The organism is Actinoplanes sp. NPDC051861 (assembly GCF_040681145.1).
GTDB lineage: Bacteria > Actinomycetota > Actinomycetes > Mycobacteriales > Micromonosporaceae > Actinoplanes.
In genome coordinates this window covers 119008-143628 of record NZ_JBFAYE010000016.1, presented here as the reverse complement: position 1 = coordinate 143628, position 24621 = coordinate 119008, and the positions used below count along the sequence as shown (strand labels likewise).

Annotated in this window: 21 protein-coding genes; 17 read left to right on the top strand and 4 right to left on the bottom strand. The window is 71.8% G+C overall.

Features of this window, described 5'->3' with window-relative positions; all coding sequences use genetic code 11:
* Positions 1-13: 13 nt before the first annotated feature.
* The 5 genes from AB0M02_RS32840 to AB0M02_RS32820 are packed head-to-tail and all read left to right on the top strand — an operon-like array spanning position 14 to position 8010.
* Positions 14-1879, top strand: coding sequence for a helix-hairpin-helix domain-containing protein (locus AB0M02_RS32840; protein WP_364233966.1), 1866 nt, complete (start codon positions 14-16; stop codon positions 1877-1879).
* A complete protein-coding gene (locus tag AB0M02_RS32835; RefSeq protein WP_364233963.1) occupies positions 1876-2841 on the top strand; it encodes a hypothetical protein in 966 nt (321 codons plus the stop codon). The genes AB0M02_RS32840 and AB0M02_RS32835 overlap by 4 nt, the downstream gene beginning before the upstream one ends.
* The gene (locus AB0M02_RS32830; RefSeq protein WP_364233961.1) at positions 2838-4193 is read left to right on the top strand and encodes a hypothetical protein; all 1356 of its coding nucleotides are present in this window, start codon (positions 2838-2840) and stop codon (positions 4191-4193) included. Before AB0M02_RS32835 ends, AB0M02_RS32830 begins: the two co-directional genes overlap by 4 nt.
* Positions 4190-5905 carry a hypothetical protein gene (locus AB0M02_RS32825; protein WP_364233959.1) on the top strand — a complete coding sequence of 572 codons (1716 nt, stop codon included), beginning with the start codon at positions 4190-4192 and terminating at the stop codon, positions 5903-5905. The genes AB0M02_RS32830 and AB0M02_RS32825 overlap by 4 nt, the downstream gene beginning before the upstream one ends.
* Entirely contained in the window at positions 5902-8010 is a 2109-nt protein-coding gene (locus AB0M02_RS32820; RefSeq protein WP_364233957.1) for an AAA family ATPase, read from the top strand. The genes AB0M02_RS32825 and AB0M02_RS32820 overlap by 4 nt, the downstream gene beginning before the upstream one ends.
* Here AB0M02_RS32820 and AB0M02_RS32815 read toward each other — a convergent pair.
* Together AB0M02_RS32815 and AB0M02_RS32810 are read right to left on the bottom strand one after the other, a co-directional pair.
* On the bottom strand, positions 7962-8639 hold the full coding sequence (locus AB0M02_RS32815) for a response regulator transcription factor (RefSeq protein WP_364233955.1): 678 nt from the start codon (positions 8637-8639) through the stop codon (positions 7962-7964). The two genes, AB0M02_RS32820 and AB0M02_RS32815, sit on opposite strands and share 49 nt — an antisense overlap.
* The gene (locus tag AB0M02_RS32810) at positions 8630-9466 is read right to left on the bottom strand and encodes a LuxR C-terminal-related transcriptional regulator (RefSeq protein WP_364233954.1); all 837 of its coding nucleotides are present in this window, start codon (positions 9464-9466) and stop codon (positions 8630-8632) included. Before AB0M02_RS32810 ends, AB0M02_RS32815 begins: the two co-directional genes overlap by 10 nt.
* Before the next feature lie 175 nt (positions 9467-9641).
* Between AB0M02_RS32810 and AB0M02_RS32805 the strand changes: the two genes are divergently transcribed.
* The 5 genes from AB0M02_RS32805 to AB0M02_RS32785 all read left to right on the top strand — a co-directional run bounded on the left by AB0M02_RS32805 (position 9642) and on the right by AB0M02_RS32785 (position 14992).
* Positions 9642-10265 carry a response regulator transcription factor gene (locus AB0M02_RS32805; protein ID WP_364233952.1) on the top strand — a complete coding sequence of 208 codons (624 nt, stop codon included), beginning with the start codon at positions 9642-9644 and terminating at the stop codon, positions 10263-10265.
* A 109-nt stretch (positions 10266-10374) separates the two neighbouring features.
* Positions 10375-11205 carry an oxidoreductase gene (locus AB0M02_RS32800; protein ID WP_364233950.1) on the top strand — a complete coding sequence of 277 codons (831 nt, stop codon included), beginning with the start codon at positions 10375-10377 and terminating at the stop codon, positions 11203-11205.
* Positions 11202-11867 carry a TetR family transcriptional regulator gene (locus AB0M02_RS32795; RefSeq protein ID WP_364233949.1) on the top strand — a complete coding sequence of 222 codons (666 nt, stop codon included), beginning with the start codon at positions 11202-11204 and terminating at the stop codon, positions 11865-11867. Before AB0M02_RS32800 ends, AB0M02_RS32795 begins: the two co-directional genes overlap by 4 nt.
* Positions 11868-11990: 123 nt before the next feature.
* Positions 11991-14696, top strand: coding sequence for a transglycosylase domain-containing protein (locus AB0M02_RS32790; RefSeq protein WP_364233947.1), 2706 nt, complete (start codon positions 11991-11993; stop codon positions 14694-14696).
* Complete coding sequence (locus AB0M02_RS32785) at positions 14693-14992, top strand: hypothetical protein (RefSeq protein ID WP_364233946.1); 300 nt, start codon at positions 14693-14695, stop codon at positions 14990-14992. Before AB0M02_RS32790 ends, AB0M02_RS32785 begins: the two co-directional genes overlap by 4 nt.
* On the opposite strand, the gene AB0M02_RS32780 is transcribed toward AB0M02_RS32785, so the two are convergent.
* Positions 14969-15853, bottom strand: coding sequence for an SDR family oxidoreductase (locus tag AB0M02_RS32780; protein WP_364233945.1), 885 nt, complete (start codon positions 15851-15853; stop codon positions 14969-14971). The two genes, AB0M02_RS32785 and AB0M02_RS32780, sit on opposite strands and share 24 nt — an antisense overlap.
* 54 nt (positions 15854-15907) lie before the next feature.
* Between AB0M02_RS32780 and AB0M02_RS32775 the strand changes: the two genes are divergently transcribed.
* From AB0M02_RS32775 to AB0M02_RS32765, 3 genes are read left to right on the top strand one after another with little or no spacing between them, the layout of a single operon-like run.
* On the top strand, positions 15908-16504 hold the full coding sequence (locus AB0M02_RS32775; protein WP_364233944.1) for a TetR/AcrR family transcriptional regulator: 597 nt from the start codon (positions 15908-15910) through the stop codon (positions 16502-16504).
* A 58-nt stretch (positions 16505-16562) separates the two neighbouring features.
* Positions 16563-17399 carry an alpha/beta hydrolase gene (locus tag AB0M02_RS32770; protein ID WP_364233943.1) on the top strand — a complete coding sequence of 279 codons (837 nt, stop codon included), beginning with the start codon at positions 16563-16565 and terminating at the stop codon, positions 17397-17399.
* Complete coding sequence (locus AB0M02_RS32765; protein WP_364233941.1) at positions 17392-17949, top strand: WHG domain-containing protein; 558 nt, start codon at positions 17392-17394, stop codon at positions 17947-17949. Before AB0M02_RS32770 ends, AB0M02_RS32765 begins: the two co-directional genes overlap by 8 nt.
* A gap of 80 nt (positions 17950-18029) precedes the next feature.
* Here the strand turns inward: AB0M02_RS32765 and AB0M02_RS32760 are convergent, their stop codons facing one another.
* Complete coding sequence (locus AB0M02_RS32760) at positions 18030-19175, bottom strand: ROK family protein (RefSeq protein ID WP_364233939.1); 1146 nt, start codon at positions 19173-19175, stop codon at positions 18030-18032.
* Positions 19176-19259: 84 nt separating this feature from the next.
* Here AB0M02_RS32760 and AB0M02_RS32755 point away from each other — a divergent pair, with 84 nt between their 5' ends.
* From AB0M02_RS32755 to AB0M02_RS32740, 4 genes are read left to right on the top strand one after another with little or no spacing between them, the layout of a single operon-like run.
* Positions 19260-20156, top strand: a complete 897-nt coding sequence (locus AB0M02_RS32755) for a sugar ABC transporter permease (protein WP_364233937.1) — start codon at positions 19260-19262, stop codon at positions 20154-20156.
* 16 nt (positions 20157-20172) lie between these two features.
* A complete protein-coding gene (locus tag AB0M02_RS32750) occupies positions 20173-21126 on the top strand; it encodes a carbohydrate ABC transporter permease (protein WP_364233934.1) in 954 nt (317 codons plus the stop codon).
* Positions 21127-21136: 10 nt separating this feature from the next.
* On the top strand, positions 21137-22507 hold the full coding sequence (locus AB0M02_RS32745) for a sugar ABC transporter substrate-binding protein (RefSeq protein ID WP_364233932.1): 1371 nt from the start codon (positions 21137-21139) through the stop codon (positions 22505-22507).
* Positions 22504-24621: an alpha-galactosidase gene (locus tag AB0M02_RS32740; RefSeq protein ID WP_364233929.1), complete on the top strand. Its 2118-nt coding sequence runs from the start codon at positions 22504-22506 to the stop codon at positions 24619-24621. The genes AB0M02_RS32745 and AB0M02_RS32740 overlap by 4 nt, the downstream gene beginning before the upstream one ends.

Sequence of the window (24621 nt, the reverse complement as noted above, 5' to 3'; positions counted from 1 at the left end):
GGAAGGAGACGTCATGCAGACCATCGTCCGTCCGCGCTTCTACTGCGGGCAGTTGCTCACCGACCTGGACATGTCCGCGCTCGTCGACTGGACCCGGCAGCGCCTCGGCCTGGTCCGGCACCGGGACGGCTGGGGTGTGGTGTGCGGTCTCGACGTGCGCGGCACGCCCGGCAGGCCCACCACGGTCACGATCCGGCCCGGGTACGCCGTCGGCGCCCTCGGCAACGACATCCTCGTGGGCCACGACCATACGCTCGACCTCGCCGCCGTCGCCGAGGACGAGCAAAAGGAGAACACGCTCACGGTCGACGTGCTGCTCGACTACGGCGAGCGGGACACCGATCCGCACACCACGTTCGCCAAGTCGTGCTGCGCCGAGACCGCCGCCTGCGAGAACAGCCGGACGCGGGAGGGCTTCCACGCGTACGCCCGGCGCGCCGAGGAGCCGGTGGACGCCGCCGCCTGGAAGCTGGGCTACGACGCCTGTCTCGGCGTCGTCGACGAGTTCCGGAAGAGATTCCCGTCGTTCGACCCGAAGTTCGGCAAGGACATGCAGCGCTGGCTGTGGCAGTGGATCGACAAGCGGACCCCGCGGATCTGGTGCGACCTGCGCTCGCGCGTCACCGCGACGCCGTCCGAGAAGGACCTCACCCAGTGGCTGTTCGAGCTGGTCCAGGAGGCACGCGGCGCCTACCTCACGGGACCCTGCGAGACGCCGTGCGACGGTGTGCGGCTCGCCCGCGCCGAACTGACGCGCGTCAAGAACGTGTGGGGCATCCGGACGATCGACGTGTATCCCCCGTACCGTCGCCCGCTCTCGACCGACGCCTGGCCGGCGCCGCTGGGTTCGGTGAACGCCGCGCAGATGATCTGGCATCGTTGGCCGGAGGCCTGCACCCGCTTCGCCGACCTCGGCGTCAAGGTCACCGGGACGAGCACGTTCACGGTCCCGGCCACCGTCGCCGCCCTCCGCAGCGCACTTGCCTGCGACCCGTTCATCCCGTGCCACGACGCGGTCAAGATCGAGCTCTACGGCCCGGAGCAGCGGGTCGTCGGCTTCTGCGGCGGCGACCGGCCACTCGCCGTCGCGGTCTTCAAAAAGGCGAAGCAGGGGTACGCGAGACCCGGCGCGAACGTCGACTACGAGGTGCGGGTGCGCAACGACGACGAGACGAACGTCGACATCGTGGTGGTGGACTCCGGCTGGCCCACGTGGAAGGAGCAGGGCACCCTCAAACCCGGGGAGGAGGTCTCGTACAACTACGCCGTCCCCACGTCCGCGGGAGCCACCGGCACCGTCAAGAACACGGTCAGCGTGACCGCGAAGGCCGGCACCCGGCAACGTGTCGTCACCGCGCAGACCACCCTGCCGGTCCCGCGCATCCGCCTGGAGAAGAGCGGCCCGAAGAAGGCGGTTCCCGGCGCCGTCGTCCAGTTCCGGTTCCGGGTGTACAACGACAGCGAGCACGTCACCCTGCCGATCGCGGTCGGCGACAACGTCCTCGGCCCGATCGGCCAGGCCGAGGTGGGACCCGGTGAGCACCACGACTTCCCGCTGCGCAACTGGGAGGTGCCGAAGACGGTGACCGGGCCGCAGACCAACCAGGCGGCGGCCGAGGCGATCGTCGACGGGCAGGTGGTCGCCGAGGCCGGCCCGGTCGCGCACACCGTCCACGTGATGCCGGACGTCACCGGCCGGGAGCTGATCCTGATCAGCGGCATCGCCGAGCGCCGCGCCGAGATCCTGCGCGCCGGTGGGATCCGCAACCTGGTCGAGCTGGCCGAGGCGACGCCCACCCGCGTCCGCGAGCTGCTGCCCGATCTCAGCGAACGGGTCGTCCAGCAGTGGATCGACCAGGCGAAGGAGGCGACCCGGTGACCGCCGATCGGGTCCGCTACGTCGAACGGCAGCCGCTCGGCGCCGCCGACCTGACCGCCGAGCAGGAGTTCCGGATCGGGCAGCGGCGGCGGCACGAGCAGGCGGCGCACGGCACACCCGCCGAGCTGACCGGCGCGTCCGTGGACACGCCCGGTCGCACGGCGCGGCTCGGTCTCGGCAGCGACTTCGTGGTCTCCGTCGGGGACGCCGAGCGCATCCGGGTGACGCCCGAACGGGCCGTCCTGACCGGGGACACGCGGGTCGGCGGGACCCTGCGGATCGGAAAGCGCCTCGCCTTCCCGGACGCGGCTCCGGTGCCGGCCGGGCCGTCGCCGTGGCGGATCTACCGCACCGAGGGCCGGCTGCGCCTCGAAATCAACCACCCGGGAACGGCGGGCGACCCGGCGCTGCACACGTTCGGTGCCGGAGGTGCTCTCACCGTCGGCTCCGACGGCACCACCCGGATCCGAGGGAACCTGACCGTCGAGGGTGGCCGGGTCGAGGGACCCGTGCAGCCGGACATCAGCGACCCACGGCTGGGCGCCGTGCTGCTGCAGAGCTGGTCGATCGCGAACTCCTCGGCCGGGCGGGCCCTCGACGAGCGCTACAACAACGCGCTCTCCGTCTCGGTCGGACCGGACGAGATCCCGCCGCCGACGCCCGGCGCGGCGCTCACCGTCCGGGTGCAGAACGACGGCCGCGATCCGCTCACCGACGTGATCATGGCGGGCGAGGTGCGGATCACCAACGCCGCCAACACGGTCAGCACGCACGCGATCAGCGGGCAGTTCGGCGCCCTCGCCAAGGATCAGACGAAGGACACCGACCGGAACATCGGCCTGATCCCGGGCGCGTACACGGTCACGGTGACCGTGCTCGCCCGCGCCACCGGGCCGGAACAGGCGGTGGTGAACGGCTTCACGACCAGCACCTGGCAGATCGTGGTCGGGGGGATCCCGTGACGGACACGGCACGCGTGCGCTACTACACCCGGCAGTTCCTGCGTACCGAGGATTTCACCGACGAGCAGGCTTACCACCTGGCGGCGCACCGGCGGCACAACATCGGCGGGCACAGCTGGGGCATCGTGTCCGGGCTGGAGATCGCGGCCGAGGGCGACAGCGTCTGGGTGCGGCCGGGATTCGCCGTCGACGGGTACGGCCGTGACGTCGTGGTGGCCGACCGGCTCACCGTGTCGACCGGCGCCTTCGACGAGCAAGGGACGGGTGTGCTGGCGGTGTTCGTCGCGTACGACCGGGTGGAGGGGTCACCGGCCGAGCCCGGGTACTTCGGATGCGGTGCGGGTGAGACGCCGTTCAACCGGTGGATCGAGCGGCCCCGGTTGGTGCTGATGCGCCATGATCCGTACGCCGACCCTCGTGCGCCGGACTCGGTGCCCGTGGAGGACAGGCAGTTCGACCCGGGTCGTACGCCGCCCGACGATCCCGACCAGGACTGGCCGGTGTTCCTCGGCACGGTGACCCGTGACCTCGCTGATCGGGAGCAGCCCTACCGGGTGGACGGGGCGGGGCGGCCGTACGCCGGTCTCGTCGGGCGCCGGATCGTCACGCCGGACGGCCGGGCGTCGGTCCAGTTGGACGCTGAGGACGTGGATGACGCGTACCGTTTCGCGGTCCGCCTCGCCGGCACCCGCGATCCGTGGCTGGGCGTCACCCGGGCGGTCACCACCGAGGCCGGCCGGGTCGAGGAGACCCTGCGGATCGCCGGCGACACCACCGTGGACGGCGATCTCGGCGTCCCGGGCCGGGCGGTCGCCTTCGGCGCGGCCGTGGAGCGCCCGGCCGGCGACGGGCTGTGGGGCATGTACCGGTTGGCCGACACCCAGAAGGGCACCGACGAGCTGCGCATCGAGATCCCGGTGGCCGCGCCCGGCCGTCACCGGGTGGTGGTGGGATCCTGGGACGCCGACGAGGAGGAGTTCCGGCCCGCGCTCACCATCGACTCCTCCGGCGACGTGACCGTGCACGGCGACCTGGTGGTCGAGGGCAGGACGTTCAGTGCCGCGCCCATCGAGCCCGCCCTGCCCGAGCCGGTGAAGAACCTCGCCCTGGCCGGTTTCCTGAGCGGCGTCGGCGGGGCGAGCGTGCTGCTGGACCGGCTCTACCGCAGCCCGTTCACCACGACGCCGCCCGCGACACCGCTGCTGCGTGCCGCCGCCGGCCTGGTCACCGAGGACGACGACCGGCTGGTCGAGCTGGCCGCGATGATCGCCGAGAACCCCGAGGTGGCGGCCCGGTTGCGGGTCGCGCTGCAGCCGCCGCCCCCGGCACCGGGCGGAGAGGCGGTGCCATGAACGGGCGGATCGGGATGTTTCGCTGCCGGTACCGGGTCGTCCGGCCGCGGATCCCGGCCGCCGCCGCGGTCCGCCCGATCGAGCGGGTGGCGCGAGGCACGCTGATGGTCGCGCTCAGCGAGGCGCTGGACGCGGCGTTCGGGACAGACCCGCATGTGTACGTCGTCCGCCGCGTCCATGTCGCCCTCACGCACGATCTGGCCGATCCGGACGGACTGGCCGGACGGTGGAGCCGCTGCCTCGCGCGGGCCGTCACCGCGACGATCGCCTCGGAACCCGCCGACGTGGTGCGATTCGACGACGACGCGCATTTCCGGGCCGCCTTCCTCGCCGACCTGGTCACCGGCGTCGCCTGGGACCGCTGGTACTACGGCGCCTTCACCACTCTCCGGGACCGCGACACCGCCGGGATCGTGCGGCGGGTGCTGCTCGACGCGGACGGCGACGCCCCGGCGGTGCTGGCCCGGCTCCACACCGCCGGCGCGCTGGGCCGGGTCCTCGCCCATCTCGACACCGAGTCCCAGGAGCAACTCCGGCGGGCCGGTCTCGAACCCCCGTCGTCCGCGTCGCCGCTGGTCGAGACCGCGATGCGCCTCGCCGACCGGATGGGCTGGTGGACCGGCCCACGACCGGCGGGCAACGAGGTGCTGGCCGCCTTCCTGGCGACCGCTCCCCCGCCGGCCAACTGGCGCGACCGCACCGAACTGACGAACGCCGTCCTGGCCGTTCTCCGCCTGCTGGAGGCGCGCGGCGACCTCCGTCTTCCCGACGACGCTTCGGCCGGGATCCCGCTGCCCGGCCTCGACTGGCTCGACGGGCCCGTGCCGCGCGGCGACCTGCCCGTGCGGCCACCGGGCTCGCTCACCCCTCGGCAGCAGCGAGTCCTCACCGGCCTGCGCCGAACCTGGCGGCCCGGCCTGCTGCCACCCGGCCCGCCGGGCACTCCGGCCAACGCGTTGACCCTGGCTGCCGCGCTGACCGCTGCCGATTCCTCCTGGGCCGGCGACGTCACCGCCACCGCGATGATCTCGCAACTGCTGTCCGCCGCCGGGGCACACGCCCGCGGCGAGCCGATCACCGCGCGCTGGGCGGCCGAGGCCCCGGACCTCGTCGAGATCTACGCCGCGGCCCGCCCCGCCGTACCGGTATCACCCTGCGCCGGCACGTACGTTCTGCTTCCGGCCATCACCGACGCCCAGCTGCCGGCCCTCAGCCGCGACCCCGCCCTCCCGCCGCTCGGGCTCATCGTGCTCGCCCTGGCCGTGCACTGGTCCGGCCCCGCCGCCGTCACCGACGGCCGCGTGGACCCCGCCCTCTGCCTCCTCGCCGGCGCGGATACCGGTCTCCCGGCCGCCGACCTCCGTGCGGCCCTCGACGCCGTGCCCGCTCCCGCGGCCCGAGACTGGTCTGCCCGGATCCTCGGCGCTGAGGGCGGCGAGGACGGAATGGACCGCGCGATCGCCGCGGTCGGTGACAGGCTGCTGCGTGACTGGGCCCGCTGGCTGCGCGGATTCGGCTCGTCGACCAGTGAGTACCTCCTCACCACCTTCGTGAGGCGGCCGGGCCGGGTCGTGCCGGACGGGCCGGACCTGATCGTCGAGCTGGAGCCGCGGCCGCTCGACCAGGTGCTGGCCCTCGCCGGGTACCTCGACGACTGGGACGCCACCCCGCTGCTCGCCGGGCATGTCCGGTTCCGTGGGACGCCGTCATGACCGCCGCCGGCCTCTGGACCGACCTGGCTCGCGTCGACGCCCTCGTCCGCGCACACACGGTTCGCTGGCGTGCCACCGTCGGCGCGAGCAAACCGGCCCGTTACTGGGGCATGGTGCTGGTCACCGACGACGAGATCGACGGCTTCCTGCGGGCGCCGTTCACCCCGCCCGGTCACCTCAGCGCCGAGCTGCGGGAACAGATGGCGCCGCTGCGCGACCAGGCAGAGCGCGTCGGTGTCCATCCCGGCTCCAGCCTGTCGGTGCTGCGCGAGCGGTTCGGCCTCACCGACCTCGAACGCGACATCCTCGCGCTCTGCCTGCTGCCCGAGCTCGACGACCGGTACCGGCGGCTGTTCGCGTACCTGCAGGACGACGCGTCCCGGCGGCTGCCCACCGTGGAGCTGCTGCTGCAGATCCTGCAGGGCGGCGAACCCGATCCCGGCGCCGGCCGGTCCGCGTTCGCGGCGGGCGGCACGCTGCGGTCCCGGCGGATCGTAAGGCTCGACGACGGCGGCCCGCTGACACTGCGGCAGGTACGCATCGACGACCGCGTGATCGAGTTCCTGCTCGGGTCGGCTCTCGCCGATGTGGCCGCCGCCGACTGGCTCACCGTCGCCGCGCCGCTCGCCTGGGACGACCTGGTGCTCACCGACGCGCGCCGGGCCAGGCTGACCGCCCTGGCCGACTGGTGGGACGGCGGCACGGTGTCATTCCTGCTGCACGGTCCGCCCGGCAGCGGCCGCCGCTCGGCGGCCCGCGCGTTCTGCACCCACAACGGCACCCCGCTCCTGCTGGCCGACGTGCCCCGGCTCGTGGCCGCCGGCACCGGCTGGGCCGAGGCGATCGACGTCGTGCGCCGCGAGGCGACCCTGCGCTCCGCGGCCGTGCTCTGGCACGCGATGACCCCCGCGCAGGCCGACGAGTGGCATCCGCTGTGGGCCACGCCCGGCGCCGGCCTCACGTTCGTCAGCGGCTCCGACGCGTGGGACCCGGCGGGCGGCCCGCTGCACGTCCGGCTGGACTTCCCGGTGCCCGGCTTCGACCTGCGCCGCCGCCTGTGGCAGCGCAGGATGCCCGCGCTGACCGAGACGGCGGCCGCCGCGCTGGCCAACGACTTCCAGTTCACCGGCGGCCAGATCGTGGACGCGATCGCCACCGCCCGCGGCCACGCGGTCCAGCGCGACCCGGCCGGAGAGGTCACCCTCGACGACCTGTACGAGGGCTGCCGCCGCCGGGCCGGCCGGCGCATCATCTCGTTCGCCCGCCGGGTCGAGCCGCGCCCCGGCATCACGTTCGACTCCCTGGTGCTGCCCCCGCCGAACCGCCGCCAGCTCGACGAACTGCGGGCGCGCATCCGCAACCGTGGCCGGGTCACCCGGCACCTGGACCTGGGGAAGGGCCTGGTCGCGCTCTTCACCGGCCCGTCCGGCACCGGCAAGACGATGGCGGCCACACTGCTCGCGCAGGAGCAGGGCGTCGAGCTGTACAAGGTGGACCTGTCCGCGGTGGTCAGCAAGTGGGTGGGCGAGACCGAGAAGAACATGCACCGCCTGTTCGCCGACGCCGAGGACGCCAACGCGATCCTCTTCTTCGACGAGGCCGAGGCGCTGTTCGGCCGCCGCGGCGAGGTGAAGGACGCCCAGGACCGGTGGGCCAACCTGGAGACCAACTACCTGCTGCAGCGCGTCGAGGAGTACCACGGCGTCGTCATCCTGACGTCCAACCTGCGCCAGAACCTGGACCCGGCGTTCCTGCGCCGCATCGGCATCACCGCCGAGTTCCCGCAACCACCGGCCGCCGCGCGGGCCCGCATCTGGGAGCTCTCGTTCCCACCCGGCCTCCCGCACCCCGGCCCCGACGTCATCGAGGACGTGGCCACCCGCTTCCAGCTCTCCGGCGGAAACATCCACAACGCCGTCGTCGACGCCGTCTACCGTGCCGTCGACGCGAACCCCGAGCACCCGTCCGTCACCGCGCGCCAGGTGATCGCCGGGATAGCCCGCGAGTACCAGAAACTCGGCAAACCACTGACCCGCAGCGAGTTCGGCGAACGCTACTACGCCTGGCTCACCGTCGACATCCTGGGCGAGACCGAGGCCGGATGAGGGGAATGCTGGGCGTCGTACCAGGAGGCGGCGTCCGCGCGGCCGGTCAGGCGCAGTTTGTCCAGGATGTTGTGGACGTGGTTCTTCACCGTGGTGACCTCGATGAAGAGGCGGCGGCTGATCTCGCGGTTGCTCAGGCCCTCGGCGAGCAGGGCGGCGATCTCGCGCTCGCGCGGGGTGAGCGGCTCGGCCGGTGTGGTGCCGCGGCGCTGGTCGGCGAGGTCGGCGAGGCGGCGGAAGAGGCCGCCGATGATCGAGGGCGAGCAGACCGGGAGGCCGGCGGCTACCTGGTGGAGCGTGTCGATCAGCCGGGACAGGTCGTCTTCGAGCGGCACGCAGGCCGCCACGCCGGCTTCGAGGCAGGCGAGGGCGTCGTCGTCGCCGGCGGGCACGCCGACGGCGACGGCCCGGATGCCGGGCAGGCCGGTGGTCACGTTGCGCAGCGTGCCGAGCGTTCCGGCCTGCGTCACGTCGATCAGGACGACGTCCGGCCCGAGCCGGCGGATCCGGGTGATGCCGGCGGCGTCGGGACACGCGTCACCGAGGACGAGGACCCGGGAACTCTGCGCGAGCGCCTCGCGGATCGACTCGCGGAAGAGGCGGACCGGACCGAGGATGGCTACCCGCATCGGCTGATTGTGTCCGCCGATTCCGCCTGCCCGGCATGGGCCGACGGATCCGGAACCGGTACTAGTCCGAGCCGCTGCGCCCGCAGCACCGTGTTGAGCCGGTCGCAGGTGGCCAGCTTGCGCTGCAGATTCTCCTGGTGCTTGGCGACGGTCCGCGGTGCGATGCCGAGGCGGCGCGCGGTGGCAGCGACGGTGAGCCCCTCGGCGAGCAGGGTGAGCACGGCCAGTTCCCGCGGGGTGATTCCGTGCTCGCCGATCAGCTGACGGGCCGGCGGCGCCGGTGCCGGCCGGGCGTCGCGCCAGGACGAGACAACCGCCTGATGACGGTCAAGGGCACTGACAACCCTTTGCAACCGTACGATCCTCTCGCGCTCGGCGGCGGTGAAGTCGCCTCCGGCGCGCGCGAATCCGAACAGGCGCACCGACCGGCGGTCCTGGCGCAGCGGCATCATCAGGTGGTGGCCGGCCCGCAGCCCGTCGCGCATCCTCGCGTACCGGTGGGAGGTGCGCCAGCGCATGTCGTCGGGGACGTCGTCGAGCGTGCGCGGCAGCGGGTCCACCGTGGCCGCGTAGTGCCGGACCAGCGGATATCCGTTGTTCTCCTCGGCGGTGACCCGGATCGCCGTGGCCCAGCCCGGCCAGGCCGTCACGGTGGCGGTGGCCAGCCCGTCGCGCTGCACGTCGAGGATCCCGCCGACGCTGACGTCGAGCAGTTCGCCGAGCTCGTCGAAGATCCGCTGCCAGACGTCGGTGCCCGACTCCACGTCGGACATCCCCGCCAGTACCAACTCCAGGATCCGGTCGACGAACCCGGCCGCCACCACCATGCACGCATCGTCGCGCGGGCCCGGAAACCAGCACATCGGATGATTCGGTCGAGATGCCTTTCGATCACTGCACTACGCGCATTCGCGTATGTACTGGCCCCGCTGGGCCAGGCCAGCATGGGAAGGGTATGTGTCCGAAACGGCGGGGGCCATGGACGTAGTGATCATTGCGGCGGTGCGACTCTACCGGGAAGGACTGGCGGATGTCCTGCGCAAACACGGAACCTTCACCGTGGCCGGGACCGCCGCCGGTGGTCCCGGTGCCCTCGACTGCGTCCGCCGCTGCCGCCCCGGCGTGGTGCTGGTGGACGTGGCGGCACCCGGTGACGTCGGAATTCTGACAGAGCTGCGCGCGGCGTCGCCGGCATCGCGGGTGGTCGTGCTGGGCGTGGCCGAGACCGGGCCGGAGGTGCTCGCCTGCGTCGAGGCCGGCGCGGCGGGCTACGTGCCCCGCAACGGCTCGCTGCGCGATCTGATCGAGACCCTGGAACTCGCCGGGCGGGGTGAGGCGGTCTGCCCGCCACAGATCCTGGCCGCGCTGCTGTCCCGGGTCGCCGAGCTGACCGGAGGCGGCGCCCTGACGACGCGCGGCTCCGAGCAGCTGACGAGCCGTGAGCTGCAGGTTCTCCGGCTGATCGAGAACGGCCTGACCAACAAGGAGATCGCCGAGCGGCTCTCGATGGCGCTGTCGACGGTGAAGAACCACACGCACAGCATCTTCGACAAGCTGCAGATCCGCCGCCGGGCGGAGGCGGTCGCCTGGGTGCGCCGCCACCACCGGACGTGGGATCCGGCCTGACCGGAAGCGATCCGGGCCACAAAGACGCGACAAGAGGCCAGTGGCCTCTTATTGTCGAACCATAAGGTTCCACTGGCCTCTTATCGCGAAGCAGGAAGCAGGGCACACCATGAACCAGGTCTGGCTGATCACGGGCACGTCACGGGGACTCGGCCGGCAGCTCGCCGAGTCGGCTCTCGCGGCCGGCCACCGCGTCGTCGCCACCGCGCGCCGGCCGGAGCAGATCGCCGATCTCGCCGGCGCGTACGGCGACCGGGTCCGCACGATCGCCCTCGACGTCACCGACCCGCGCGCCGCACAGGCCGCCGTCGCCGCCGCCACGACGGCGTTCGGGCGCTTGGACGTGCTGGTCAACAACGCCGGGTATGCGGACGTCGCCTCGATCGAGGACATGCCGGAGAGCGAGTTCCGCGCCCAGATCGACGCCAACTTCTACGGCGTCGTCAACCTCACCCGCGCCGCCCTGCCGGTCATGCGGCAGCAGGGCAGCGGCCACATCCTGCAGATCTCCTCCGTCGGCGGCCGCGTCGGCGGGCCGGGTCTCGGCGCCTACCAGGCGGCCAAGTGGGCGGTCGGCGGCTTCTCCGAGGTGCTCGCCAGGGAGGTCGCGCCGTTCGGCATCCGGGTTACCGTCGCCGAGCCGGGCGGCATGCGCACCGACTGGGCCGGCGCCTCGATGGCCGAGCTGGCCGTCAGCGACGCCTACCGGCCGGTCATCGAGCCGGTCTTCGCCCGGATGCGGGCCGCCGACGGCAACCAGCCGGGCGACCCCGCACGCGTCGCCCGGGTGCTGCTCGACGTCGCCGAGCACCCCGAGCCGCCGCTGCACCTGCTGCTCGGCGCCGACGCGGTCGCCGTGGCCGGGGCGCAGGCGCAGCGGCTCGCCGAGTCGGACGCCACCTGGCGGGCGGTCAGCGAGTCCGTAAGCTTCGGCGGGTGACCTCCGAGCCCTTCCAGCGCGCACGCACGCAGGAACAGCGCACGGCCCGCCGCACCGCCATTCTCGGCGCGGCGGCGGGCCTGCTTTCCGAGGCTCCGCTCAGCGAGATCAGCCTGCGTGAGCTGGCCCGCCGGGTCGGGCTGTCGAAAACCAACGTGGTGCGCTATTTCGAGACCCGCGAGGCGGTCTTCTTCGCACTGCTGAACCAGACGGCGCAGGACTGGGTGGACGGGCTGCCGGGCGACCTTCCGGAGGCAGAACCGGTCGTGGTCATGGACGCGCTGGCCCGCTCGCTGTCCCGGCAGCCGCTGCTGTGTGAACTGTGGAGTGCGCTCGGAACCGAGCTCGAACGCAACATCTCCGCCGAGGCGGTGCGCGACTTCAAACTCGCACATGCCGAGGTCCAGGCACGTCTCGCGGTGCTTTTACGCGTACGCATGCCGGGTTTGAAGGAAACCGCCGCGCGTGAGTTGGTCGCTCACCTGATCCTTCTCGTGGCCGGCCTATGGCCGTTCGCCAACCCGGCGCCGGCGGTGGCCGAAGCCGTCCGTGACCCCCGGCTGGCGCACAGTCGCGTCGATTTCGCCGCTCGTCTCGGCCGTGCGCTGCAGGTGACGGTGACCGGTTTGCTGGCGCTCGCGGAGAGTGATCGGAATGCGTAACGTAGGCGATTAATTACGGTCAATTAATTTTGGCGGGCAATGCAACATTTCCGCCGCCGGATTCGTCGTGGGGATGTGGACAGCGACGAATTGAAGAAACGGTTACGGTCCGCAGCGAAATGGTTGCGGAAAACGCCACGCTGGCTGCGCCGCACACTCGCGGCACTCACCGCGGTGATGGTGGCACTGACCGTTGTCGCGACCGGATACGTGCTCTCCGTCGACCTGCCGGCCGACCCCGCTCCCCCGCAGGCCTCGGTCCTCTACTACCGCGACGGGAGCACGGTGCTGGCCCGCATCGGCGCGACCGACCGCACCGACGTCAGCCTCGACCGGGTCCCGGAGGGCGTCCGGCAGGCGTTCCTGGCAGCCGAGGACCGCGCCTTCTACGACCACGCCGGCGTCTCGGTGCGCGGCGGCCTGCGGGCGCTCTGGGCCAACATCGTGCAGGACAGCGGGCAGGGCGCGTCCACCATCACCCAGCAGTACGTGCGCAACGCCTACCTCACCCAGGACCGGACGGTCAGCCGCAAGACGAAGGAGATCGCGCTCGCCCTCAAGATCGAGCACCGGCTCACCAAGGACGAGATCTTCGAGCGCTACCTCAACACCATCTACTTCGGGCGGGCGGCGTACGGGATCGAGGCCGCCGCACACGCCTACTTCGGCACGACCGTCGACCGGCTGACCACCGAGCAGGGCGCGGTGCTCGCGGCGCTGGTGAAGGACCCGACGCACGGCGACCCGGCGGCCGACCCGGAGTGGGCCCGCACCCGGTGGACCTGGATTCTGCGGGCGATGTCCGAGCAGGGCTGGCTCCCCGGCGGCGCGGCGGACCGGGCGCAGTACCCGCCGGTGGCGCCGGAGTCGGTCACCGCGAGCAGCGTCAGCGGAGCCGCCGGCCTGATCGCCGACCGGGTCGAGGACGAGCTGGTGGACGCCGGGATCAGCCGCCAGCAGGTCCGCACCGGCGGCCTGCGGATCACCACCACGATCGACCACCGGGCACAGACGGCCGCGACCACCGCGATCAACGCCCGCCTGTACGGGCAGCCCGACCAGTTGCGCGCGGCCCTCGTGGCGATCGACCCCGGCACCGGTGCGGTACGCGCCTACTACGGCGGTGACCGCGGCCGGGGCTACTTCGACGACGCGCTCGCCGCCCGGCCGCCGGCGTCCACGTTCAAGCCGATCGTGCTGGCCGCCGCCGAGGAGCGCGGCATCGGGTTCGGCTCGCTCTACAACGGCACGTCACCCCGGCTGTTCGCGGACCGGCTCGGCGTGCCGCTGTACAACCAGCGCAACCTGCAGTGCCCGGTCTGCCCGCTCGACGTGGCGATGGTCCACTCGCTGAACACGCCGTTCTACGCCGTCGCCGAGCAGATCGGCCCGGACGCGGTCCGCCGGCTCGCGCACGACCTCGGGGTGCCGGCGAGGTACGGCAAGGACCCGACACTTGTCGACCTGCGCGGCGACCCGGCACCCGGGCGCACCCGCACCGACATCTCGCTGGGCCGGTACCCGGTGGCACCCGCGGACATGGCCTCCGTCTACGCCACGCTCGCCGACGGCGGCCGCTTCCGGCCACGGCACTTCGTCGAGGCGGTCGCCACCGCCGACGGCCGTACGCTGCACGAGCCGGAGGCCAAGGCGAAGCGGGTGCTCTCCGGTGCGGTCGCCGCGGATGTGCAGGCCGTACTGGCGAAGGTGGTGGCCGAGGACGGGAAGGTGCCGGGTGTGGACGCGGCCGCGAAGACCGGCTCGCAGCAGTGGGGCGACACGACGGACTCGTCGGACGCGTGGACGGCCGGGTGGACGCCGGGGCTGGCGGCGGTGACGTGGATCGGGCGCGAGAAGCCCGGGCCGATCCGGGACGGCCGGGGCAACGTCATCAACGGGGACGGCATGCCGTACCGGATCTGGCAGGACTTCCTCGCCGCGGCCGTGCGTGACCAGCCCACGCGGAAGATCCCCGCGCCGGCGCACGCCGGATCGGTCAGCGTCAGCGACCTCAAGACCCTGCCGGAGGAGACCAAAAGGGCGAAGGCGGTGGTCTTCCCGGGGCCGCAGAAGGGCGACAGGGTGGACCGGTCGAAGGCTGTCGGCACCTGGGGTGAGCGGGTGCGCCGCCTGGACGCGGCGCTCGACGAGTACGCGGCCGGCGTGCCCGAGTTCTCGGTGAGCGTCGCCGACCGCAGGACCGGCAAGCGGTACAGCTACCGCGGTGGCCGCCGCCAGGAGACGGCGAGCATCGTGAAGGTGGAACTTCTGGCCGCGCTGCTGCTCAAGGCGCAGGACGAGGGGCGGGAGCTGACGAAGGCGGAGGCGAAGCGGGTCCGGAAGATGATCCTCGCCAGCGACAACGACGCGGCCACGAAGACGTACGGCAAGGTGGGCGGCAAATCCGGGCTGCGCGACGCCGGCAGCCGCCTCGGGCTGACCGGCACGAAGCCCGACGAGCAGTGGGGCCTCACCACGACGACCGCCGACGACCAGATCCGGATGCTCACCGCGCTGACCGATCCCGGCAGCCCGCTCGACCAGGACTCCCGGGAACTGGCCCTGCAGCTCATGTCGTCGGTCAACGCGGATCAGAACTGGGGTGTCAGCGCGGCCGCCCTGGAGGGCGAGCGGACCGCACTGAAGAACGGCTGGGTGTCCCGGTCGTCCGACGCGAACCGCTGGATCGTGAACAGCGTCGGCCGGGTCAGCGGCGAGGACACGGACACCCTCGTGGCCGTGCTGTCCCAGGGTCATCGCGACAAACCGGACGGCATCGAGGTGGTGGAGCAGGTGGCCGCTATGACGCGCAGTTATCTGGGCTGGTGAAGGGCTTCTGGGCGCTGGTGACCGGCGGCGCCGGGGTGCTGGTGCTGCTCCTGGTCCTGCGGCCGATCGTCGACCAGCGGGACTGCCCCAACTTCGGCGCGGCCGGCAACGCCAGCGCCTTCCCCGACGCGGCCTGGGACCTCCGGTTCCCGCTCGTGCTGCTCGTCTGGGTGGCGCTGGTCATCGTCGAGCAGGTGCTTCCGCCGCGGAACGCGGGCCGGGCGCTGGCCGCGATCTCGCTCGTCCTGGTCGCCTCCTGTTGCCTGGGCGCCTCACTTGGCACGGTCTGCCGATGACGGCATGTGCGGGCGCAGGTTCGCGGCGAGCATCCGGTCGAGCGCCCGGTCCGGAAGCACGCGGGACAGGCGGGTGAGGACCGCGGCGTCACGGCCGAGGGTGTATCGGGTTCGGGGCCGGCGGTCGGTCACCGCCCGGGTGATGCCCCGCGCGGCCCGCTCGGCGGAGATGCCGGCCCTGGTGAACGCCGCGACGTGCGACGGTATGGCCCGCATCAGATCGCCGTACCGGTCCTGGTGTTCGGGAGCCATCCGGGCGGTGAAGTCGCGCACGGCCTCGGTGCCGCGCCCGGCCAGCTCCGTCCGCACGCCGCCGGGCTCCACGATCACCACCTGGACGCCGTGCGGTGCCAGCTCCTGGCGCAGGGCGTCGCTGACCGCTTCGAGGGCGAACTTGCCGGCGGCGTAGGGGCCGTAGCCGGCCATGGCGATCCGCCCGTTCAGCGAGCTGATGTTGACGATCCGGCCCCGGCTGCGCACCAGCGCGGGCAGCAGAGCCTGGGTGACGGCGACGTGGCCGAAGAGGTTCACCTCGAAGACACGGCGCCACTGTTCGATCGGCAGCGCCTCGACCGGCGCGCTGGCGGCGACGCCCGCGTTGTTCACCAGCGCCCGCAGCGGGCGGCCGTGTGGGTCGGCGCCGACGCGGGCGACCAGGGCCGCGATCTGATCCGGATCGGTGATGTCGAGGATCACCGGCTCGATGCCGGCCTCCCGGACGGCGGCGGCGTCCCGCTCCCGCCGCACACCGGCGAGCACGTGGAACCCGTGACGAGCCAGTTCCCTGGCGGTCGCGGCCCCGATCCCGGTGGACGCCCCGGTGACGACCACAAGTTCGGCAGATTCAGTTGACGTTGTCATCTCAACGAGTCTGGCCGCTTCAGATGACATTGTCAACTGGGTAGGGTGAGCGGCATGATCAGCCGTGCCGAGTCCGCCGCCGCCACCCGCCGCACCCTGCTCGGCGCAGCCGCCGAGCTCCTCGACGCCGGCGGCACCGAGGCGGTGACGCTGCGCGAGGTGGGAGCGCGCGCCGGGGTGAGCCGGGGAGCGCCCTACCGGCACTTCGCCGACAAGGAGAGCCTGTTGACCGCGATCGGGGTGGAAGCCTGGCGAGAGGTGGGTGCCGGGACCGCGGCGCTGCGTGCCGACGCGGGCCTCTCCCCCGCGGACCGGTTGCGCCGTGGCCTCGCCGAGCTCATCGCCATCGGCCGGGCCAGGCCGCATCTCTACCGGCTGATGTTCAGCAACCCGGCCGGCGACCCCGGCGCGATGGCCCGCGCCGCCCAGCACAGCCAGGACGAGTTCCTGGCGATCGTGGCGGCGCTGGTCGGCGACAAGGACGCCCGGCGCTACGGCGGCCTGCTGATGACCAGCGTGCACGGCGTCATCGGCATGGAGGTGAGTGGGCAGCTCACCGTCGAGAAGTGGCAGGCGACCGCCGAGGAACTCGTCGGCGCCCTCGTGGCCCTCGTCGCCGACCCGAACAGGCCGGCGTGGCCCGGGGCTTGACGCCGTTGGCTAATGGCATTAGCTTTTAGCTAACGACATTAGCCAACCGGAGGTTGTCATGACCGAGTTCGTCACCGTCGACGGCGGCACCATCGCCTACGAGGTCAGCGGGGCCGGCCCGCTGGTCGTGCTGGCGCACGGCATGGGCGACAGCCGGGACTCCTATCGCTTCGTGGTGCCGCAGCTGGTCGCGGCGGGATACCGGGTGGCCGCCGTGGACCTGCGCGGGTGCGGCGAGTCGAGCGCGGCCTGGCCGTCGTGGACCCGCACCGACATCGCCGGCGACCTGCTCGCCGTCGTTCGCCACCTCGGCGGGCCGGCCGTGCTCGTCGGCAACTCGATCTCCGGTGGCGCGGCCACGATCGCCGCCGCCCAGGCGCCCGATCTGGTCGACGGCATCGTCGAGATCGCGCCGTTCACCCGTAGGCAGTCGGTGGACCTCGGCGGCCTGCTCCGGGTGAAACGCCACCGCAGCGGCATGACCCGCCTCGGCATGACCGCCATGCTGGGCAGCGTGAAGTGGTGGCACCGATATCTCGACGTCGCCTACCCGGGCCGCAAGCCGGCCGACTGGGACGACCAGCTGCGGCGCAACGCCGCAATGCTCGCCGAGCCCGGCCGGATGAAGGCGCTGCAGCGGATGGGCCAGACCCCGCCGACCGACGCCGGTGAGCAGCTCGGCAACGTCCGTTGCCCGGTTCTGATCATCGAGGGCTCACTCGACCCGGACTGGGCCGACCCGCGCGCCGAGGCCACCGCGATCCTCGCGGCCCTGCCCGCCGGCCTCGGCAGGGTCGAGGTCGTCGAGGGGGCCGGGCACTACCCGCAGGCCCAGTTCCCGGAGGAGACCGTCGCGCTGCTGCTGCCGTTCCTCAAGGCGTACTCGCGTGCCTAGGGCGGGACTCGACCCGGCCACCGTGGTCGCCGCCGCCGCCGGGCTCGCCGACGAGGTCGGGCTGGCCAACGTGACGATGGGCGCACTCGCGGAGCGGCTCGGCGTGCGGGCGCCGTCTCTCTACAAACATGTCAGCAGCCAGGCCGACCTCAACCAGCGGGTCGCCGCACTGGCACTCACCGAGCTGGGCGATCAGCTGCGCGACGCCCTGCAGGGCCGCGCCGGGAGGGGCGCGCTCGCCGCCGCCGCACACACCATTCGGGGGTACGCGGTGAAGCACCCGGGACGCTACTCCGCCACGATCCGCCTCGACCCACAGTCACCGGACGACCCGATCGTCGCGGCGGGCGCACGGGTCCTCGACTCCCTAGCGGCCGTGCTGTCCGGCTACCCGCACGACCCCGCGAACACCGTGCACGCGATGCGCCTGCTACGCAGCCTGTTCCACGGATTCGCGGTGATCGAGGCAGCCGGCGGCTTCCAGATGGACACCGACGTCGACGAGTCGTTCGAGTGGCTGATCGATTTCGTCGACCGAGGACTGCGCTAGGCATCTTCACGATCGAGGTCTGGTTCAGGCCTCAGCGACATGCCGCGTTGCGGCGCCGGACCACAGATCCAGCCGTCCGGCTACGCGGCGCCGAGGATGTGCTGGATGCCGGCGACCGCGGCGCCGCGAGCCCAGTCGTTGAAGGTGAGCGGCGTGGTGACGATGTCCAGCACGCACCGCTGGGCCTCGGCCGGGCCGGGGCGCAGCCGGTCAGCGATGGCGCCGTTCATCGCGGCCGTGCCGGCGAGCACACCGACGTCCTCGCCGGCCAGCACGATGCACGTGGTCTGGAGCGCTCCGGCGAACGTGGCGGCCAGGTGGCCGAGCGCATGCGAGGCCTCGTCGAGGATCCGGGTGGCGGTGGGGTCTCCGGCGCGGCGGGCCGTGACCAGGCCGTCGAAGGTGACCGAGGCGCGGCGGGCGACGTCGGTGTGGTCGAGGTACGCCGCGACGCAGCCCCGATGGCCGAGGCCGCACTCGGGCCCGCGCGAGTCGACCGGTGCGTGCGCGAGCAGGTGACCGTTGTCGATCAGCTCCTCGACGGCCACGCCCTCACGGACGACGCCGAAGCCCAGCCCGGCGCCGACGGTGATGACGCCGAACGTGGAGTGGGTTCGCCCCGCACCGAACCACAGCTGCTCGCGCGCCAGCGCCGTGACGTCGTTGGTGACCGTCACCGGCAGTCCGGTCCGCGCACTGACCGGACCGGCGAGATCCACGTCGCGCCAGCCGAGAAACGTGCCCTCCCGAACCGCCGATCGGCCGGTGACGATGCCGCCGAGTGCGATGCCGATGCCGTCCACCGAGGGCACCCGCCGGCCGATCCTGTTCGTGAGCTGGGCGATGACCCGTGCCGTGCCGGCCACCGGCACCGCACCGCTCGCGTCCGGCCCCGGCAGCGCCGCCCGGCCGGCGGAGCGCACGTTGCCGAACATGTCGCAGACGACCGCGTACGCGGTGTCCGCCGTGAGCTTGCAGCCGAGGACGTGCCGGGCGGTCGGCACCGCGGTCAGCACCTGGCGCGGCCGGCCGACGGCGGGTTCCTGCTCCAGGGTCTCGGAGGCGATGCCCTCCTGGATGAGGGCGCGGGCGGCGCGTGAGGTCGACGCGTACGACAGGTTCAGGCGGTCGCCGAGATCACCGCGGGTGGCCGGGCCGTGTATCAGCAGATGCCGAGCGACGGCGAGCGCACCCGCGGTCAGAGATCTACCGGCACTGATCACCATGACACCAGCTTAAGCGTGACCCTTGTCACACCGTCGCCTGCGGATTATTTTCAGTCTGATTGAAAATAAGCGCCGGAGGCAATCATGGTGACCACCACGAGGCCGGTTCACCGCAAGCGCGACGACACCCGCCTGGCACTGCTGTTCATCGCCCCCGCACTGATCGGCTTTGTCGTCTTCATGGTCTGGCCGACCCTGCGCGGGATCTATCTGAGCTTCACCCGGTTCAACCTGCTGACCCCGCCGGAGTTCAACGGCCTGGACAACTACGTCCGGATGGCCCAGGACCCGGTCTTCTGGAACTCGCTGCGGGTCACCGTCTACTACGTGCTGGTCAACATCACCCTGCAGACCGTGTTCGCACTGGTCATCGCGGTGATGATGCAGCGGCTGACGCGGCGGACCTGGCTGCGCGGCATCGTGCTCACGCCGTACCTGGTCTCCAACGTGGTCGCCGCGATGGTGTTCCTGTGGATCCTCGACTACCAGCTCGGCATCGGTAACGCCCTGATCGCCGCGATCGGGCTGGACCGGATCGCCTTCCTCTCCTCCGAGGCGTGGGTGATCCCCACGATCGCGCTGATCAACGTGTGGCGGCACGTCGGCTACACCGCACTGCTGATCTTCGCCGGGCTCCAGACCATTCCGGAGACGATGTACGAGGCCGGCCGCATGGACGGCGCCAGCGAGCCCCGGATGTTCCGCAGCATCACCGTCCCGCTGCTGCGCCCGGTCCTGGCACTGGTCCTGATCATCACGGTGGTCGGCTCGTTCCAGGTGTTCGACACCGTCGCCGTCACGACCCGCGGCGGCCCGGTCGACTCGTCGCGGGTGCTGCAGTACTACATCTACGACGTCGCGTTCGGCCGGTTCCAGTTCGGCTACGCCTCCGCGATGTCGGTCGCACTGCTGCTGGTGCTCGTCGCCATCACCTTCGCCCAGTACCGGATCTCCCGGGCCGGCACGTCCGACCTCAGCTAGCGGAAGAGGAGTGGTCATGGCCATCGACGTCGCCCCGCCGGCCACCACGGCCGGGCCGGAACCCAGAGCACGCACCGTCGAGCCACCCGAACGCCGCCCGTTCAGCATCGGCCGCGCGCTCGCCTGGACCTTCATGGTCCTCGTCATCCTGGGCAGCCTGTTCCCGTTCTACTGGATGCTGCGGACCGCCCTGTCCAGCAACAACGCCCTCTACGCCGGCAGTGACAGCCTGCTGCCGGTGCAGCCGTCGCTCGGCGGCTTCCAGCGGGTCTTCGGCCTGCAGACCGGCCAGGAGGCGATCGACGCCGGCGGCGCCGGGCAGCCGATCAACTTCTGGCGCTACCTGTTCAACTCGATCGTGGTGGCCACGCTGGTCACCGCCGGGCAGGTGTTCTTCTCGGCGATGGCCGCGTACGCCTTCGCCCGCCTCGAGTGGCGGCACCGGGAGAAGTGGTTCGCGTTCTTCCTCGGCGGCCTGATGATCCCGGCGATCTTCACGCTGCTGCCGAACTTCGTCCTGATCAAGCAGCTCGGCCTGGTGGACACGCTGCTCGGCATCGCGCTGCCGACCATGCTGATGACGCCGTTCGCGGTGTTCTTCCTGCGCCAGTTCTTCCTCGGCATCTCCAAGGAGGTCGAGGAAGCGGCGCTGATCGACGGCTCGTCGAAGGTCCGGGTCTTCTTCCAGCTGATCCTGCCGATGTCGACCGCACCGATCGCGACGCTGGCGATCCTCACGTACATCTCCGCCTGGAACGAGTATTTCTGGGCGCTGATGGTCAGCTACACCGACAGATCGCGCGTGCTCACCGTCGCCCTCGGCGTCTTCAAGTCGCAGACACCGCAGACCGGGCCGGACTGGGCCGGCCTGATGGCCGCCACCCTGGTCGCGGCGCTGCCGATGCTGCTGCTGTTCATGGTCTTCGCCAAGCGCATCGTCAACTCCATCGGCTTCAGCGGCATCAAGTGAGGAGTGCGCCGTGATCCGACGACTCAGGACCGGGGCGGCCGCGCTCACGCTGTGCCTGCTCGCCACCGCCTGCGGCAACACCGGCACCGGCACCGCCGGCGTCATCGACTACTGGCTGTGGGACTCCGCCCAGCAGCCCGGTTACCAGAAGTGCGCCGACGCCTTCCAGCAGGAGAATCCGGGGCTTACGGTACGCATCACGCAGAACGGCTGGGACACCTACTGGTCGAAGCTCACCGCCGGGTTCATCGCCGACACCGCGCCGGACGTCTTCACCGACCACCTCGCGAAGTTCGCCCAGTACGTCGACCTCGAGGTGTTGCGGCCACTCGACGACCTCGCGGCGACCAGCGACATCCAGGACGGCGACTACCAGCAGGGCCTCGCGGAACTCTGGAAGGGCCAGGACGGCAAACGGTACGGCGTACCGAAGGACTGGGACACCGTCGCGCTCTTCTACGACCGGGCCGCCGTGCGCGACGCCGGTGTCGACGAGGCGACCCTGAAGGAGCTGTCCTGGAACCCCACCGACGGCGGCACCTTCGAGAAGCTCGTCGCGCATCTGACCGTCGACGCCAACGGTGTCCGCGGCGACGAGCCCGGCTTCGACCGGGAAAACGTCCGCATCCACGGGCTCGCCTCCGAGGGCGCCGGTGGCGGCGGCTGGGGGCAGACCCAGTGGTCGGCGTTCACCGGCAGCGCGGGGTGGCAGGTCACCGACCGGAACCCCTGGGGCACCCGGTTCAACCTCGACCAGCCCGCCTTCCAGTCCACGCTGAGCTGGTACTTCGGGCTGGCGGAGAAGGGCTTCATGCCCACCTACGCCGAGATCGGCGGCAGCAACGCCATCGGTACGGACAAACAGATCCAGTCCGGAATCGCCGCCATGGGCATCAGCGGATCCTGGATGATCTCCACGTTCAGCAAGCTCACCGACGCGAACGGCACGAAGCTCGACATCGGCATCGCCCCGACGCCGATCGGGCCGAGCGGCAGGCGCGCCTCGATGTTCAACGGGCTCGCCGACTCGGTCACCACGCTGTCCCGGCAGCCGGAGGACGCGGCGAAGTGGGTCAAGTTCATGTCCGGCGCCGCGTGCCAGGACATGATCGCCGACTCCGGTGTGGTGTTCCCGGCCCGGCCGGCCGCCACCCAGCGGGCCATCGCGTACAACCAGCGGGAACGCGATCTCGACGTCACGCCCTTCACCGACCAGGTGACCGAGGGGACGACGTTCCTGTTCCCGGTGACCACCAACGCCGCCGACATCACCGCGCTGCTGGTGCCCCGCCTCGACGCCGTCTACATCGGTGAACAGCCGGTCAGCTCGCTCACCGACCTCAACAACCAGCTCAACGCGCTCTTCGAGGTCGCACAGTGAACGGAGACCTGCTGCACTGGCGCGCCGACGGGGTCAGCCTCGTCCTCGACTGCGGCGGCCCGCGCCTGCCGAGGGTTCTGCACTGGGGTGCCGACCTCGGCGACGCGGGGATCGCGGCCCTGGCGCTGACCGGCATCCCGCAGCCGGTCTCCAACTCGCTCGACGCCGTGGTGCCGGTCAGCGTGCTGCCGGAGCAGTCGGCCGGCTGGCTCGGAACACCCGGGCTGACCGGGCACCGCGACGGCACCGCGTTCTCCACCGCCTTCACGGCAGAGGAGATCGTGGCGGTGTCCCACCGGCTCACCGTCTCCGCACGCGACGAGAGCGCCGGGCTGTCGCTGCTGCTGGAGCTCGAGATGGCTGAGGCCGGCCTGCTGCGGCAACGCGCCACGGTGACCAGCACCGACCCGTCGTCGGTCTTCGTGCTCGACGGGCTGCTGACCACACTGCCGGTGCCGGCCGAGGCTACCGAGATCCTCGACTTCACCGGGCGCCACCTGCGGGAACGGATCCCGCAGCGGCAGCCGTTCACGGTCGGCACCCGGCTGCGGGAGAACCGGCGCGGGCGCACCGGCGCCGACGCGTCGATCATCCTGGCGGCCGGCCGCGCCGGATTCGGCTTCTCCTCGGGTGAGGTCTGGGGCGTCCACGTGGCGTGGAGCGGCAACCACCGCTCGCTGGCTGAGCGCACACCCACCGGTGTGTCCCTGCTCGGCGGCGGTGAACTTCTGCTGGCCGGCGAGGTCCGGCTGTCGCACGGCGACTCCTACCGTTCCCCCTGGCTGTACGGCTCCTACGGACACGGGCTGGACGATCTCTCCCGCCGTTTCCACCACCACCTGCGCGCCCGGCCGCAACACCCGCGCTCACCGCGCCCGGTCGTCCTCAACACGTGGGAGGCGGTCTACTTCGACCACGACCTGGCCAAACTCACCGCACTCGCCGATCTCGCCGCGCGGGTCGGCGCGGAGCGGTTCGTGCTCGACGACGGGTGGTTCCGTCATCGGCGCACCGACCACGCGGGGCTCGGCGACTGGTACGTCGACGAGACGGTCTGGCCGAAGGGCCTGCACCCGCTCGTCGACCACGTCCGCGGGCTCGGCCTCGAATTCGGTCTCTGGGTGGAACCCGAGATGGTCAACCCGGACTCCGACCTGGCACGGGCACATCCCGAGTGGATCCTGCAGACCGGCGGCCGGCTGCCACCGGAGGCGCGGTTCCAGCAGGTTCTCGATCTCGGGCACGAGGAGGCGTACGCGTACGTGTGGCAGCGACTGGACGCGCTGCTGAACGAGTACGACATCGGGTACCTCAAGTGGGACCACAACCGCGACCTGGTCGAGGCCGGGCACTCCCCCGCCGGGGCGGCCGGCGTGCACACCCAGACCCTACGGGTGTACCGCCTGCTCGACGAACTTCGCGCCGCCCACCCGGGTGTGGAGATCGAGTCCTGCTCGTCCGGCGGCTCCCGCGTCGACCTCGGCATCCTGGAGCGCACCGACCGGATCTGGGCCTCGGACTGCAACGACGCCCTGGAGCGGCAGGCCATCCAGCGCTGGACCGGTCTGCTCGTGCCACCCGAGATGATCGGCGCGCACGTCGGCCCGACCGTCTCGCACACCACCGGCCGGACGCACACCCTGGACTTCCGCGCCGGGACCGCGCTGTTCGGCCACTTCGGCATCGAGTGGGACCTGACCCGGGCCGGCACCGGCGACCTGGACCGCCTCACCGAGTGGGTGCGGCTCCACAAGCGACTCCGCGCCCTGCTGCACAGCGGCACCGTCGTCCGCGCGGACCACCCGGACCCGTCGCTGTGGGTGCACGGAGTCGTCGCCACCGACCGCTCCGAAGCGGTGTACGCCCTGGTCAGCATGGCCACCCCGGTCTGCTCACCACCGGGCCCGGTCCGGCTGCCCGGCCTGGACCCGGACGCCACGTACCACCTGGCCCCGCTGCCGCCGGGCGACCGGCCGGAGGCCCCGGTGAAACATCCCCTCCCCTGGTGGGCGGACGGCGCCGACCTGACCGGGCGGGCGCTGGCGGTCGCCGGCGTCCAGGCCCCCGTCCTCTTTCCGGAACGCCTGGTGCTGGTCCACGCGGTACGCTGCTGA

Excerpts from the sequence above, each read along its gene's own strand:
- AB0M02_RS32755 (WP_364233937.1), top strand. The coding sequence starts at position 19,260 with ATGGTGACCACCACGAGGCCGGTTCACCGCAAGCGCGACGACACCCGC.
- AB0M02_RS32800 (WP_364233950.1), top strand. The coding sequence starts at position 10,375 with ATGAACCAGGTCTGGCTGATCACGGGCACGTCACGGGGACTCGGCCGG.
- AB0M02_RS32825 (WP_364233959.1), top strand. The coding sequence starts at position 4,190 with ATGAACGGGCGGATCGGGATGTTTCGCTGCCGGTACCGGGTCGTCCGG.
- AB0M02_RS32815 (WP_364233955.1), bottom strand. The coding sequence starts at position 8,639 with ATGCGGGTAGCCATCCTCGGTCCGGTCCGCCTCTTCCGCGAGTCGATC.
- AB0M02_RS32760 (WP_364233939.1), bottom strand. The coding sequence starts at position 19,175 with ATGGTGATCAGTGCCGGTAGATCTCTGACCGCGGGTGCGCTCGCCGTC.
- AB0M02_RS32780 (WP_364233945.1), bottom strand. The coding sequence starts at position 15,853 with ATGACAACGTCAACTGAATCTGCCGAACTTGTGGTCGTCACCGGGGCG.
- AB0M02_RS32840 (WP_364233966.1), top strand. The coding sequence starts at position 14 with ATGCAGACCATCGTCCGTCCGCGCTTCTACTGCGGGCAGTTGCTCACC.
- AB0M02_RS32775 (WP_364233944.1), top strand. The coding sequence starts at position 15,908 with ATGATCAGCCGTGCCGAGTCCGCCGCCGCCACCCGCCGCACCCTGCTC.
- AB0M02_RS32770 (WP_364233943.1), top strand. The coding sequence starts at position 16,563 with ATGACCGAGTTCGTCACCGTCGACGGCGGCACCATCGCCTACGAGGTC.
- AB0M02_RS32750 (WP_364233934.1), top strand. The coding sequence starts at position 20,173 with ATGGCCATCGACGTCGCCCCGCCGGCCACCACGGCCGGGCCGGAACCC.
- AB0M02_RS32820 (WP_364233957.1), top strand. The coding sequence starts at position 5,902 with ATGACCGCCGCCGGCCTCTGGACCGACCTGGCTCGCGTCGACGCCCTC.
- AB0M02_RS32810 (WP_364233954.1), bottom strand. The coding sequence starts at position 9,466 with ATGGTGGTGGCGGCCGGGTTCGTCGACCGGATCCTGGAGTTGGTACTG.